Raw genomic sequence first — 12550 nt, forward strand, 5'->3', positions numbered from 1 at the left:
GCAACACAGCCGAAATCGCGCGAGAAGACAAGCGTGACTAGGGTGGCTCTCGGTCGCGTTCCCCCGACTCAGTCCGACCGGCTTGCAATCGATTACATTTCGACCCCGCACCCCACCCGAAGGAGTCCCCATGCCTCGCCCCCTCACCCGATCCCTCATGACGATGGGTGGCGTGCTCACCGTCGCCGCCCTCGCCCTCACCGGCTGCGGCGGCAAGACCGCCGACACCGGCTCGGCCAGCGCGTCTGCGAGCGGCCCCACCGTCGCCCTCCTGTACGGCACCACGGGCGACTTCTCGTTCATGGACAGCGCCTACAAGGGCTTCACCGAGGCGGAGGGCGAGTACGACTTCACGCCCCTCGAGCTCTCGAGCCCCAACACCGATGACTACCAGGACCGCGTCGACCTCGCCCTGTCGCAGAACGCGGCCCTCGCGATCGGCATCGGCTTCCAGTGGCAGCAGCCCATGTCGGAGACCGCGCACCCCGACACCGCGTTCGTCCAGGTGGATGCCGACGCCGGCACCGTGATCGACGACGTCACGACGATCTCGTTCGCCGCGGAGCAGTCCTCCTACCTCGTGGGTGTCGCCGCCGCGCTGACGTCGAAGAGCAAGCACGTCGGGTTCGTGGGCGGCGTGGACCAGCCCAGCATCCAGAACTTCTACACCGGCTACGAGGCGGGCGTGCACTCGATCGACCCGTCGATCGTCGTCGACAAGACCTACCTCGCCCCGCTCGGCGACTTCACCGGCTTCTCCGACCCCACCAAGGGCAAGGAGGCGGCCGCGTCGATGTACGCGGGTGGCGCGGACGTCGTGTACACCGCCGCCGGCGGCTCGGGCCAGGGCGTCTACGAGGAGGCCGCCGCCAGCTCCACCTCGGACAAGAAGAACTGGGCGATCGGTGTCGACGCAGACGTATACCAGACGGTCGCGGACTCCATCAAGCCGTACATCCTGACCTCGGCGATCAAGAACGTCGACGTCGCGGTGAAGACCTCGATCGGCGAGTTCCTCGACGGCACGCTCAAGCCCGGTGAGGTCCGCTACGACCTGTCCAACGACGGCGTCGGCTACTCGACCTCGGGTGGCTTCCTCGACGCGTTCGCCGACCAGATGGCATCCATCAAGCAGGACATCATCGACGGCAAGATCACGGTCCCGACGGCACTGTGATGACCGACGGGCAGGAGGTGCTGGTGCGCCTGAGCGGAATCGTGAAGAGGTTCGGCACGTTCGTCGCGAACGACCGGATCGACCTCACGGTCCGCGCGGGCAGCGTGCACGCGGTCGTCGGTGAGAACGGCGCGGGCAAGTCGACGCTCATGAAGATCCTCTCCGGTGAGGAGAGCCCCGACGAGGGGACGATCGAGATCGACGGCCGCGCGACGGTCTTCCGTTCGCCGCGCGACGCGCAGGCGGCCGGTATCGGCATCGTGCACCAGCACTTCCTGCTCGCTCCCGGGCTGCGCGTCTGGGAGAACATCGTGCTCGCCGGCGAGCCCGGGGGGCCGGTCTTCATCGACTCCGCCCGGGCGCGCCGCGAGGTCACCGAACTCGCCGGCCGCACCGGGTTCCCGGTCGCCGTCGACGCCGAGGTCGAGACCCTCGGGGTCGGCATGCGTCAGCGCGTCGAGATCCTGAAGGTGCTCTACCGCGACGCGCGCATCATCATCCTCGACGAGCCGACCGCGGTGCTCGTCCCGGCCGAGGCCGAGGCGCTCTTCGCCGCCATGCGGGCGTTCACCGCAGCCGGTGCCGCGGTGATCTTCATCTCCCACAAGCTCGACGAGGTGCTGTCCTTCGCGGACGACATCACCGTGATCCGCGCGGGTCGGGTCGTCGGAACCGCGGTCCCCGCCGAGACCACCGCCCCGCAGCTCGCCCGTCTCATGGTCAAGGCCGAGATGCCCGTCGTCGCCCCGCGCGACCAGCCCGCGTCCGACCGCGTCGTCCTCGAGACCCGTGGCCTCGGAGTGCGCGGCGACGACCAGGTCGCGCCGCTCGCCGACGTCGATCTGCGCGTCCACGCCGGCGAGATCGTCGGCATCGCCGGCGTCGAGGGGAACGGGCAGTCCGAACTCCTCGCGGCCCTCATCGGACGGGCGGATGCGACGGGCACCGTGCTCCTCGACGGTGACGACGTCACCGCGCTCAGTACCGTCGACCGCCGCGCGCGCGGCATGGGGTACATCTCCGAAGACCGTCACCGTGACGGCATCGTGCTTCCGCTGGCCCTCCGTGAGAACGCCGTGCTCGGCTACCAGCAGCTGCCGCCGGTGCGCCGCGGTCCGTGGTTCCGTCGCGCTGAGGCCGCGCGCGCTGCGGCGGAGATCATCGCCGCGTACGACGTCCGCGGCGGCGACGCGTCCACTCGCGCGTCGGCGCTGTCGGGCGGCAACCAGCAGAAGTTCATCGTCGGGCGCGAGCTCCTCCGCGAGCCGCGTCTGCTCCTCGCCGCCCACCCGACCCGCGGCGTCGACATCGGCGCGCAGGCTGCGATCTGGAGCGAGCTCGTCGCGGCTCGCGACCGTGGACTCGCGACCCTCCTCGTCTCCGCCGACCTCGACGAGATCCTCGCGCTGTCGGACCGGGTCCTGGTGCTGCACCGCGGCCGCATCGTCGCCGAGATCGACGCGCGCGGAGCAGACGTCGGCACGATCGGCGAGTACATGACCGGCGCGCGCGGGGGAGAGGCCGCCGCATGATCCGCCGCATCCTCAAGACCGTCGCGGGCCCCGTCATCGCGATCGTCCTCGCCCTCGTCGTCACGGCGGTGTTCCTCACCGTCGCCGGCTACTCCGCGTCCTCCGCCTTCGAGGTGATGTGGGACTACGGCACGACCCCCGAGTCCCTGGCATCCACGGTCAACAACGCCATGCCGCTGTACTTCGCGGGCATCGCGGCGGCGTTCTCGCTGCGCATGGGACTGTTCAACATCGGCGTCGACGGGCAGTACCGCATCGCGGCGCTCGTCGGGGCGGTGGTCGCCGCCTCGCTGCCGCTGCCGCTGTGGCTCACGCTGCCGATCACCTTGCTGGCGAGCATGGCGGCCGGGGCGCTCTGGGCGCTCGTGCCGGCGCTGCTGAAGGTGTACCGCGGCGTCAACGAAGTGATCACCTCGATCCTCATGAACGCGATCGCCACCACGGTCGTCGCGGTGCTGCTGGCGGACGTCTTCCGCTCCGGCGGCGGGCAGAACACCGGTTCGGCGCCGATCGGACCCGACGGGTCCATGCCCGTGCTGCTGGACCTCGGGGGTCGCGTGCAGATCTCCGGCTTCCTGCCGTTGGCCGTGCTCCTCGGGATCGGGTTCTTCCTGCTCCACGACCGGACGGTCTGGGGCTACACCGTGACCGTGGCGAACCTGTCCCCGGATGCCGCCGAGTCCGCCGGCATCTCGGTCAAGCGCCGCATCGTCACCTCGCTCCTCGCCTCCGGCGCGATCGCCGGACTCGTGGGTCTGCCGCACGTCCTGGGCACCGCGCACCGCCTCGACGGCACGCTCCCGACCGATCTGATGTTCACGGGTCTCGCGGCGGCGCTGCTGGGCCGCTCGCACCCGATCGGTACGGCGATCGGCGCGCTCGTGCTGGCGTTCGTCGAGCGCAGCGCGCAGGTCCTCGGGATCGTGAAACTCCCCACGGAGGTCGGCACGCTCTTCCTCGCCGTCGTCCTGCTCAGCTCGGCGCTCGGCTACTGGGTCGTCGAGAACGGCGAGCGCCGCCTCGCGCTCATCGCCGCGATCCGGCGTGCGCGCGCCGGACGAACGAAGGAGGCGTCGGCGGTATGAGCGCTGTCACCACTGTCTCACCCGCCCCGCGGTCGACCGACGCGCGGCGTGTGCGCGCTCGCGCGGTCCTCTCGTGGATCCTCCTGGGCTTCGGGCTGATCCTCATCGCCTCGTGGGTCTGCGACGCGCCCGGCATCGCCTCGTCCTCGACGTGGGGATCGGCGCTGCGTCTGACGGTTCCCATCGCCGTCGTCGCGATCGGTGCCCTGTACTCCGAGCGCGCCGGCGTCATCAACGTGGGCCTCGAGGGCATGATGATCGGCGGCACGTGGGGTGCCGGCCTGTTCGGATGGTTCGGGGGTCCGTGGCTCGCCCTCGTCGGCGGTGTCCTCGGCGGGCTCGTCCTCGGGCTGCTCATGGCGGTGCTCTGTCTCGAGCTGGGTCTCAACCAGCTCGTCGTCGGTGTCGCCATCAACGTGCTCGCAGCGGCCCTGGCCCGCTTCCTCTCCGACATCGTGTTCAGCGGCATCGACGGCGGCAGCGTCGCGCGATCGCCGCGCATCGACGGCAACGTCCCGCGGGTGAGCCTGCCGTTCCTCTCCGGCGGCTTCGGCACCCCCGATCCGCTCCGCGACCTCGAGGCCGGTGGCATCCCGGTCGTGTCGCAGCTCGCCGGGATCGTCGGGGGCCTCACCCGCGACGTGTCGGTCGCCGCGATCATCGGGCTCGCGCTCATCCCGCTGACCGCCCTCGTGCTGTGGCGGACGCGGTTCGGCCTGCGCATGCGCGCGGCCGGCGAGGAACCCGCGGCGCTGCAGGCTCTGGGCGGTCACGTGCACCGGACGCGGTACCTCGCGGTCCTCGTCGGCAGCGGTATGGCCGGCTTCGCCGGCGGCTACCTCGTGCTGATCTCGCAGGGCTACGTCGAGAACCAGGTCGCCGGTCGCGGCTTCATCGGTCTCGCCACGCTGATCTTCGGCAACTGGATGCCGGGAGGGGTGTTCGCGGGGTCGGCGCTGTTCGGTTTCAGCGACGCCGTCGGTCTCGGTCGACCCGAGACGTTCACGGCGATGCTGTTCGTGCTCGGTGCGGTCTTCCTCGTCCTCGCCGCGCTGCGGGTGCGCCGGGGACTCGGTGTGCGCGCCGCGGTGCCGAGCCTCGTCCTCGGCGTCGTGCTGCTCGTCGCCGCCCTGTTCATCCCCCTGCCGAGCGCTCTCGCGTCCGCCGCTCCGTACCTGGTGACCCTCGCGGTGCTCGTGGTCGCGGGCACGCGCATGCGTCCGCCGCGCGCGCTCGGTCAGTTCTTCCCCCGCCGCAACTCCTCGAGGTGACTTCTGTGATCCACCCCCACCTGTCCCGTGTCCACGTCTGGGACGGTGCCTCCCACCTCGGTGTCGGCACCGTGCGATGGAGCGACGGCGCGCCCGCCGGACGCATCGACGCGGTGGACGTGACCGATCCCGAGGGCACCGCCGAGTACTCCGTGCTGCCCGGGCTCATCGACACGCACGTGCATCTCATCGGCAACGCGTCCGACACCCCCGCGGACTTCCTGGCCTGGCCGCTCATCACCCGCCCCGAGGAGCAGGTGCTGCACGGCCTCGCGCACGCCCGCCGCGCGCTGTCGGTCGGCGTCACGACCGTGCGTGACCTCGCGGCCGACGACGTGCAGTTCTCGCTCGCGCGGGCGCTCGAGTCAGGGATCGTCGAGGGCCCGCGCGTGCTCGCGCACGGCCTCGTGAACATGACCGGCGGACACGGCGACCTCTTCATCCCGCCGGCGGTGGTGGAGCGCAAACCCGTCGCCGACGGTCCCGATGCGTGCCGGGCCCTCGTGCGGCGCTGGGCGCGCTCCGGGGCGGACGGGATCAAGGTGCCGGTGAGCGGTGGCGTGCTGTCGGTCGGCGACAAGGCGTCGTGGCGCAACTACACGGATGCCGAGCTCGCGGCCGTGGTCGACGAGGCGCACGCGCTCGGCCTGCGGGTGGCGGCGCACGCCCACACCGAGGACGGCATCCGTCGGGCCCTCGCGCACGGCGTCGACTCGATCGAGCACGCGACCAAGCTCACCGCCTCGCTCGCCGATGACATCGTCGTGGCCGGGACCACGGTGGCTCCCACCCTCCTCATCAACGACCGGATCGCCGATGGCACGGCCCCCGCCGCGCCCGCGCAGCGCGAGATCGCTCGGGAACTCGTCGCCGGTCGCGATGTCGCGTTCCGTTCCGCCGCCGCCGCCGGGGTGGAGTTCGTCCTGGGAACGGATGCCAACGGCTTCCACGTCGACTTCTCCGATCAGTGGGACGAGATGCGGGCGATGGCCCGCGTTCTCGGGTGGGATGCCGAACGGGTGCTGCAGGCCGCGACCTCCCGCGCCGCGCGGGCGATCGGGCGCGACGCCGACCTTGGCCGCGTCGCCGAGGGCTTCGCCGCCGACCTGGTGGTCGTCCGAGGCCGCCCGTGGGAGGACCCGGACGCGCTCCGCGCCGACGCGGTCGTCGCCGTCGTGCGCCGCGGGCGGGTGGTGGCCGGGTCGCTCCCCGCGTCCTCGACGTCGTGACCCCCGGGTGAGTGTCCAGGACACGCCGTATCGCCGCCCTCGCGAACGGCGTGTCCTGGACACTCGATGGACCGTTGCGGGGCGGCGCGCGGGGGCTGCGCGGTCAGTGCGACTCGACGATGCAGACCGCGCTCATACCGGGGGTGAGGGCCTCGAACACGTGCGGGGCGTCGCCGGGGTAGGAGAGGTAGTCGCCGGGCGAGAGATCGTAGGGCGCGTCGACCGGGCCGATACGCCCCCGCCCGGTGACGAGCACCACGTGCTCGACCGTCCCGCGCGGGTGGGGGTCGGACACGCGGGGGCTCCCCGGATCCGCGCTCAGCACGTAGATGTCGCGACGCGCGTGCGGCGGACTCGCCGACAGCAGCACCGCGAGGTAGTCGGCCGAACTCGCGGGGACGGCAGCCGTGCCTTCTCCCGCACGGATGAGCGTGGGGGAGCGGACGCCCTCGTCCACCAGCACCGCGAACGGCACTTCCAACGCCGACGCCAGGGCCCAGAGGGTCTCGACGCTGGGGTTGCCGCCGCCGTTCTCGAGCTGCGACACCGTGGCCTTGGCGACGCCGGCGCGGCGCGCCAGTTCGGACACGCTGAGGTCGCGCCGCTCGCGCTCGCGGCGCAGGGTCGTCGCGATGCGGTCGCCGAGGTCACTCATGCGTTCATTATGCTCGCCAATCGTTCGACTTGACGAACGAACGCCGATCGTTCGAAGATCTGACCATGCGTTCATTACGTCGAACGATTCAGAAGTCGGTCGTCCGTCAGGGGCTCGCCGTGGCGGTGGCGACCAGCGCCTACGGAATCTCGTTCGGTGCGCTGTCCGTGGCATCCGGTCTCGACGTGTGGCAGACGTGCGTGCTGAGCCTCGTGATGTTCACCGGGGGCTCGCAGTTCGCCTTCGTCGGTGTGATCGCCGCCGGGGGACTCGCGGCCGCCCCCGCGGCGATCGCGTCGGCGGGTCTGTTGGGCGTGCGGAACGCGGCCTACGCGATGCGGATGTCGCCCGTGATCGGGCCGGGCCGCGTGCGCCGTTCCCTCGCGACCCCGTTCACGATCGACGAGTCGGTGGCCGTGTCGCTGGCGCAGTCGACGGCCGCGGCGCGCCGCACCGGATTCTGGGTCACGGGGATCGCGATCTGGATCGGCTGGAACGTCACGACGCTCGCCGGTGCGCTCCTCGGCGACGTGTTGGGCGATCCGCGCGCGTGGGGATTGGATGCCGCGGCGGCCGCCGCCTTCCTCGCCCTTCTGTGGCCGCGCCTGCGCGGGCGTCAGCCCCTCGCCGTCGCGGTCGGCGCGGCGGCCGTCGCCGGGCTGCTCACGCCGTGGGTGATGCCCGGGATCCCCGTCATCGCCGCGGCGGGTGTCGCCGTCGCGCTGGGGTGGTTCGACCCGCGTCCGCGCACGACGCCGGACGACGACGAGAAGGGGATGCCATGACCCTGTGGACCGCCGTGCTCGCGGCATCCGTGCTCTGTCTGGGACTGAAGGCGGCGGGGTATCTCCTGCCGCAGGGATGGCTCGACGCCCCGCGCCCCGCCCGTATCGCCGACCTGCTCACGGTCGCGCTGCTCTCGGCACTGGTCGTCGTGCAGGCTCTGGGAGCCGGGCCCGCGATCGTCGTCGATGCGCGGCTCCCCGCCGTCGGGGTGGCGGCCGTGCTGCTGTGGCGCCGGGCGCCGTTCCTCGTGGTGGTGGCCGCCGCGGCCGTGACCGCCGCATTGCTGCGCGCGCTCGGCTGGGCCACATGAACCCGCGCCTAGACTGACGTCGTGGGTTCAGGAATCGTTCGCGTCATCGGGTGGATCGTCGCGTTCGTCGTCGGTGCCTTCTACGGGACCGCGGCCACCGTCGGACATGCCTTCCGGCTCGGGTTCGTCCCGGTCGGGCTCATCCTCGGGACCGTGGGATGCGCGGGACTCCTCATCGCCCTGCGCACGCTGACGCAGGACCGGGTCAACGCCATCGCGGGCGGACTCGGCATCATCGCCGCGACGTACCTGTTCTCGCAGGTCGGCCCGGGCGGCTCCGCGATCGTGGCCGCCGCCACACCCGACACCGAATGGATCGCGATCGCCTGGACCTTCGTCGGCCCGATCCTGCTCGCCCTGGTGGCCTTCTTCCCCGACCTGTCGAAGATGCGCCCCGAGCCCGCCGACGGATCATAGGACACCGGCGCGCGGCCCGGTCCCCGTCGCCGTCACGCGTAGACTGAGCGGGTGACTTACGTGATCGCCCTCCCGTGTGTCGATGTCAAGGATCGCGCGTGCATCGACGAGTGTCCCGTCGACTGCATCTACGAGGGTGAGCGGTCGCTCTACATCCACCCCGACGAATGCGTCGACTGCGGTGCGTGCGAGCCCGTCTGCCCCGTCGAGGCGATCTACTACGAGGACGACCTCCCCGAAGAGTGGTCGGACTACTACAAGGCCAATGTCGAGTTCTTCGACGACATCGGTTCGCCCGGCGGTGCCGCCAAGGTCGGTGTGATCGCCAAGGATCACCCCGTGATCTCGGCGCTCCCCCCGCAGAGCCACTGACCCGTGGGCGTCGCCGATCTCGCCGACTACCCCTGGGACGCGGTCGCTCCGTACGCCGAGCGCGCCCGCCGTCATCCCGCCGGCATCGTCGACCTCTCGATCGGTTCGCCCGTCGACCCGACTCCGGCCGTCGTTGCTGAGGCGCTCGCGGCGGCGACCGACGCGCACGCCTATCCCCAGACGATGGGGACTCCGGCGTTGCGCGAGGCGATCGTGGACTGGTACACCCGGCGCCGCGGCGTCCCGGGTCTGACTCCCGCTCACGTGCTGCCCACCGTGGGCTCGAAAGAACTCGTCGCCCTGCTGCCGCTGCTCCTCGGCATCGGTCCCGGTGACGCCGTCGTCCACCCCCGGGCGGCGTACCCGACCTACGAGGTCGGCGCCCGTCTCGTGGGCGCGGATGCCGTGGCATCCGACGATCCCGCGGAATGGCCCGAGAACACCCGCCTGGTGTGGATCAATTCGCCGGGGAACCCCGACGGCCGCGTGCTGTCGACGGACGAACTCGCGGATGCCGTGACCCGGGCTCGCGCCCTCGGTGCGGTGCTGGCCTCCGACGAGTGCTACGCCGAGCTCGGCTGGGACGCGCCCTGGGACACCACGGGTGTCCCGAGCGTGCTGGATCCGGCGGTCGTCGGTGACGACCTCTCCGGTGTGCTCTCGGTCTACTCCCTCAGTAAGCAGTCGAACCTCGCGGGATATCGCGCGGCGTTCCTCGCCGGCGACCCCGAGGTCGTGGCCCGTCTGCTGACCGGCCGCAAGCACCTCGGGCTCATGCCGCCCGCTCCGGTGCAGCGCGCCATGACGGTCGCGCTCGGCGACGACGCGCACGTCGCGGAGCAGCGCGAGCGCTACGCCCGCCGCCGCGCGGTGCTGAAGCCCGCGATCGACGCCGCCGGGTTCCGCGTCGACCGCAGCGAGGGCGGTCTGTACCTCTGGGCGACCGAAGGGCGGGACGCGTGGGACAGCGTCGGACGCCTCGCCGATCTCGGCATCCTGGTCGGCCCCGGGCACTTCTACGGCACGCATTTCCCCCAGCACGTCCGCTTCTCGCTGACGGCCACGGACGAGCGCATCGCCGCCGCGGCCGAGCGCCTGGCGCCCTGAGGCGGGAGGACAGGAGGATCCCTCCATCGGGAGGGGGCATCCTTTGGCGATGTCATCTGTACGTCGTCGGCCCCGATAGGCTGTAGGGGCACTTCGAGCGGGCCACCCTCCGCCGGGTGCCGTGTCGGGAATCGCGCAGTCGGATCCCGGCCGCGGACCACGGTCCGGACGACAAGGGCGACCAGAAATCGCAAGGAGGCGCGGTGAGCGACGCGGGTATCGAGCACGACAAGGCCACCCTCTCGGTGGGGGGCACCACCGCCGAATTCCCGGTCCTCCGGGGCACCGACGGGATCCCGAGCATCGACGTCGCGTCACTGACCCGGCAGACCGGTCACACCACGCTCGACTACGGCTTCGTCAACACCGCATCGACCAAGTCGAACATCACCTTCATCGACGGCGACCAGGGCATCCTGCGCTACCGCGGGTACCCGATCGAGCAGCTGGCGCAGCACAGCACCTATCTCGAGGTCGCATGGCTCCTCATCTACGGCGAGCTGCCCTCGGCATCCGAGTTGGCGGAGTTCGACGAGCGCATCCGCCGTCACACGCTCCTGCACGAAGACCTGAAGCGCTTCTTCTCGTCGCTTCCTCCGACCGCGCACCCGATGTCGGTGCTCTCGGCCGCGACCGCGGCGCTCTCGACCTACTACGAGTCCGAGTCCGACCCGCACAACCCCGAGCACGTCGAGCTGAACACGGTGCGCATGCTCGCGAAGCTCCCCGTGATCGCGGCCTACGCGCACAAGAAGAGCATCGGCCAGGCGTTCCTGTACCCCGACAACTCGCTGAGCTTCGTCGACAACTTCCTCAAGCTGAACTTCGGCGTGCTGAGCGAGATCTATCAGGTCAACCCGGTCATGACGAAGGCCCTCGACCTCTTGCTCATGCTGCACGCCGACCACGAGCAGAACGCCTCGACGTCGACCGTTCGTCTGGTGGGCTCCACGGGAGCCAACCAGTTCGCGTCGATCTCGGCCGGCATCCAGGCGCTCTCCGGCCCGCTGCACGGCGGTGCGAACGAGGCCGTGCTGCAGATGCTCGGACGCATCCGCGACTCGGGCGAGAGCGTCGAGCGGTTCGTCGAGCGCGTGAAGAACAAGGAAGACGGCGTGAAGCTCATGGGCTTCGGGCACCGCGTCTACAAGAACTACGACCCGCGCGCGAAGCTCGTGAAGGGTGCCGCGGACGAGGTCCTCGAGGCTCTCGGCGTGAGCGACCCGCTGCTCGACCTCGCCAAGGAGCTCGAGCAGATCGCCCTCGAGGACGACTACTTCAAGGAGCGTCGCCTCTACCCGAACGTCGACTTCTACACCGGCGTCATCTACAAGGCGATGGGTTTCCCGACGCGCATGTTCACGGTGCTCTTCGCCATCGGGCGTCTCCCCGGGTGGCTGGCGCAGTGGCGCGAGGCCATCACCGACCCGCAGACGAAGATCGGCCGCCCGCAGCAGCTGTACACGGGGGCCGCGCAGCGCGACTACCCCGGGATCTGACCGTCCCGCCGCCGCCCCGTCCCTCTCGCGAGGGGCGGGGCGTTTCGCTGCGGCGCCGTCCGTGCGTGCGCGACGGCCACACCGCAAACGAGAAACGCCCTCCCCGGCGAGACACGGCGCCTCGTGGCGTGTCTCGCCGGAAAGAGCGTTTATCGAGGAGTGGTCAGGCGTGCAGCGCGGCGTTGAGCGTGACGCCGACACCGGCTCGCGCCGAGGCCTCGACGGCGCCCGTCAGCGAGTTGCGGCGGAACAGGATGCCGTCGCGGCCCGACAGCTCCCCGGCCTTGACGGTCTCGTCGCCGACGCGCACCTTCGTGCCCGCGGTGACGTACAACCCGGCCTCCACGACGCAGTCGTCGCCGAGCGAGATCCCGATCCCGGCATTGGCGCCAAGGAGCGTCCGCGCGCCGATCGAGACGCGGTGCGTGCCACCGCCGGACAGCGTCCCCATGATGGACGCGCCCCCGCCGATGTCGGTCCCGTCGCCGATCACCACGCCCTGCGACACGCGGCCCTCGATCATCGAGGACCCGAGGGTCCCGGCGTTGAAGTTCACGAAGCCCTCGTGCATGACCGTCGTGCCGGGAGAGAGGTAGGCGCCCAGACGGACGCGGGACGCGTCGGCGATGCGGACACCGGCGGGCGTGACGTAGTCGAGCAGGCGCGGGAACTTGTCGAGACCCTGGATCTGGATGCCATGGCGCAGCAGCGTGGGACGCAGGCGCGTCGCGTCGTCGGGGTGCATCGGGCCGGCGGTGGTCCACGCGACATTGGGCAGGTGCGCGAAGATGCCGTCGAGCGAGATCTCGTTCGGGCGGACGAGCCGGTGCGACAGGGCCTGCAGCCGGAGGTACGCGTCCACGGTCGAGGCCGGCGCGGCATCCGCGTCGATCGTCACCGTGACGACCTCCACGTGCACGGCGCGGCGATCGTCGGGGCCCGCGAGGTCGGCGAGGGCGTGGTCCGCGCCGGCGTCGGTCGTGCCGAGCGCGGGAGCGGGGAACCACGCGTCCAACACCGTCCCGTCCGCTGCGATGGTGGAGAGGCCGGTACCGGTGATCAGTCGTTCGTTCGTCACTCCGACAGGCTAGCGGGGCGCCCTGGGTAGGA

At 71.1% G+C, this 12550-nt stretch carries 13 protein-coding genes; 11 read left to right on the top strand and 2 right to left on the bottom strand.

Going from position 1 to position 12550, the window contains the following annotated elements:
• Window positions 1–130 precede the first annotated feature (130 nt).
• The 5 genes from BW982_RS00200 to BW982_RS00220 are packed head-to-tail and all read left to right on the top strand — an operon-like array spanning window position 131 to window position 6294.
• Complete coding sequence (locus BW982_RS00200) at window positions 131–1177, top strand: BMP family lipoprotein (protein WP_076490117.1); 1047 nt, start codon at window positions 131–133, stop codon at window positions 1175–1177.
• A complete protein-coding gene (locus tag BW982_RS00205) occupies window positions 1177–2709 on the top strand; it encodes an ABC transporter ATP-binding protein (RefSeq protein ID WP_076490118.1) in 1533 nt (510 codons plus the stop codon). The genes BW982_RS00200 and BW982_RS00205 overlap by 1 nt, the downstream gene beginning before the upstream one ends.
• A complete protein-coding gene (locus BW982_RS00210) occupies window positions 2706–3794 on the top strand; it encodes an ABC transporter permease (RefSeq protein ID WP_076490119.1) in 1089 nt (362 codons plus the stop codon). Before BW982_RS00205 ends, BW982_RS00210 begins: the two co-directional genes overlap by 4 nt.
• On the top strand, window positions 3791–5065 hold the full coding sequence (locus BW982_RS00215; protein WP_076490120.1) for an ABC transporter permease: 1275 nt from the start codon (window positions 3791–3793) through the stop codon (window positions 5063–5065). The genes BW982_RS00210 and BW982_RS00215 overlap by 4 nt, the downstream gene beginning before the upstream one ends.
• A gap of 5 nt (window positions 5066–5070) precedes the next feature.
• Window positions 5071–6294, top strand: a complete 1224-nt coding sequence (locus BW982_RS00220; RefSeq protein ID WP_175610997.1) for a metal-dependent hydrolase family protein — start codon at window positions 5071–5073, stop codon at window positions 6292–6294.
• A 103-nt stretch (window positions 6295–6397) separates the two neighbouring features.
• Here BW982_RS00220 and BW982_RS00225 read toward each other — a convergent pair whose 3' ends face one another.
• Entirely contained in the window at window positions 6398–6949 is a 552-nt protein-coding gene (locus BW982_RS00225) for a helix-turn-helix domain-containing protein (RefSeq protein ID WP_076490121.1), read from the bottom strand.
• Between the two features lie 65 nt (window positions 6950–7014).
• Here BW982_RS00225 and BW982_RS00230 point away from each other — a divergent pair, with 65 nt between their 5' ends.
• The 6 genes from BW982_RS00230 to BW982_RS00255 all read left to right on the top strand — a co-directional run bounded on the left by BW982_RS00230 (window position 7015) and on the right by BW982_RS00255 (window position 11440).
• Entirely contained in the window at window positions 7015–7734 is a 720-nt protein-coding gene (locus tag BW982_RS00230) for an AzlC family ABC transporter permease (protein WP_076491680.1), read from the top strand.
• Window positions 7731–8045: an AzlD domain-containing protein gene (locus BW982_RS00235; RefSeq protein WP_076490122.1), complete on the top strand. Its 315-nt coding sequence runs from the start codon at window positions 7731–7733 to the stop codon at window positions 8043–8045. Before BW982_RS00230 ends, BW982_RS00235 begins: the two co-directional genes overlap by 4 nt.
• Window positions 8046–8066: 21 nt before the next feature.
• Window positions 8067–8462 carry a histidinol dehydrogenase gene (locus tag BW982_RS00240; RefSeq protein WP_076490123.1) on the top strand — a complete coding sequence of 132 codons (396 nt, stop codon included), beginning with the start codon at window positions 8067–8069 and terminating at the stop codon, window positions 8460–8462.
• Window positions 8463–8513: 51 nt separating this feature from the next.
• Complete coding sequence (gene fdxA / locus BW982_RS00245) at window positions 8514–8834, top strand: ferredoxin (protein ID WP_022878250.1); 321 nt, start codon at window positions 8514–8516, stop codon at window positions 8832–8834.
• Between the two features lie 3 nt (window positions 8835–8837).
• The gene (dapC, locus tag BW982_RS00250) at window positions 8838–9941 is read left to right on the top strand and encodes a succinyldiaminopimelate transaminase (protein ID WP_076490124.1); all 1104 of its coding nucleotides are present in this window, start codon (window positions 8838–8840) and stop codon (window positions 9939–9941) included.
• A gap of 203 nt (window positions 9942–10144) precedes the next feature.
• Window positions 10145–11440: a citrate synthase gene (locus BW982_RS00255; protein WP_076490125.1), complete on the top strand. Its 1296-nt coding sequence runs from the start codon at window positions 10145–10147 to the stop codon at window positions 11438–11440.
• A 163-nt stretch (window positions 11441–11603) separates the two neighbouring features.
• On the opposite strand, the gene dapD is transcribed toward BW982_RS00255, so the two are convergent.
• Entirely contained in the window at window positions 11604–12518 is a 915-nt protein-coding gene (dapD, locus tag BW982_RS00260; protein WP_076490126.1) for a 2,3,4,5-tetrahydropyridine-2,6-dicarboxylate N-succinyltransferase, read from the bottom strand.
• Between the last annotated feature and the right edge of the window lie 32 nt (window positions 12519–12550).

Source organism: Microbacterium sp. RURRCA19A (genome assembly GCF_900156455.1).
Classification (GTDB): Bacteria; Actinomycetota; Actinomycetes; order Actinomycetales; family Microbacteriaceae; genus Microbacterium.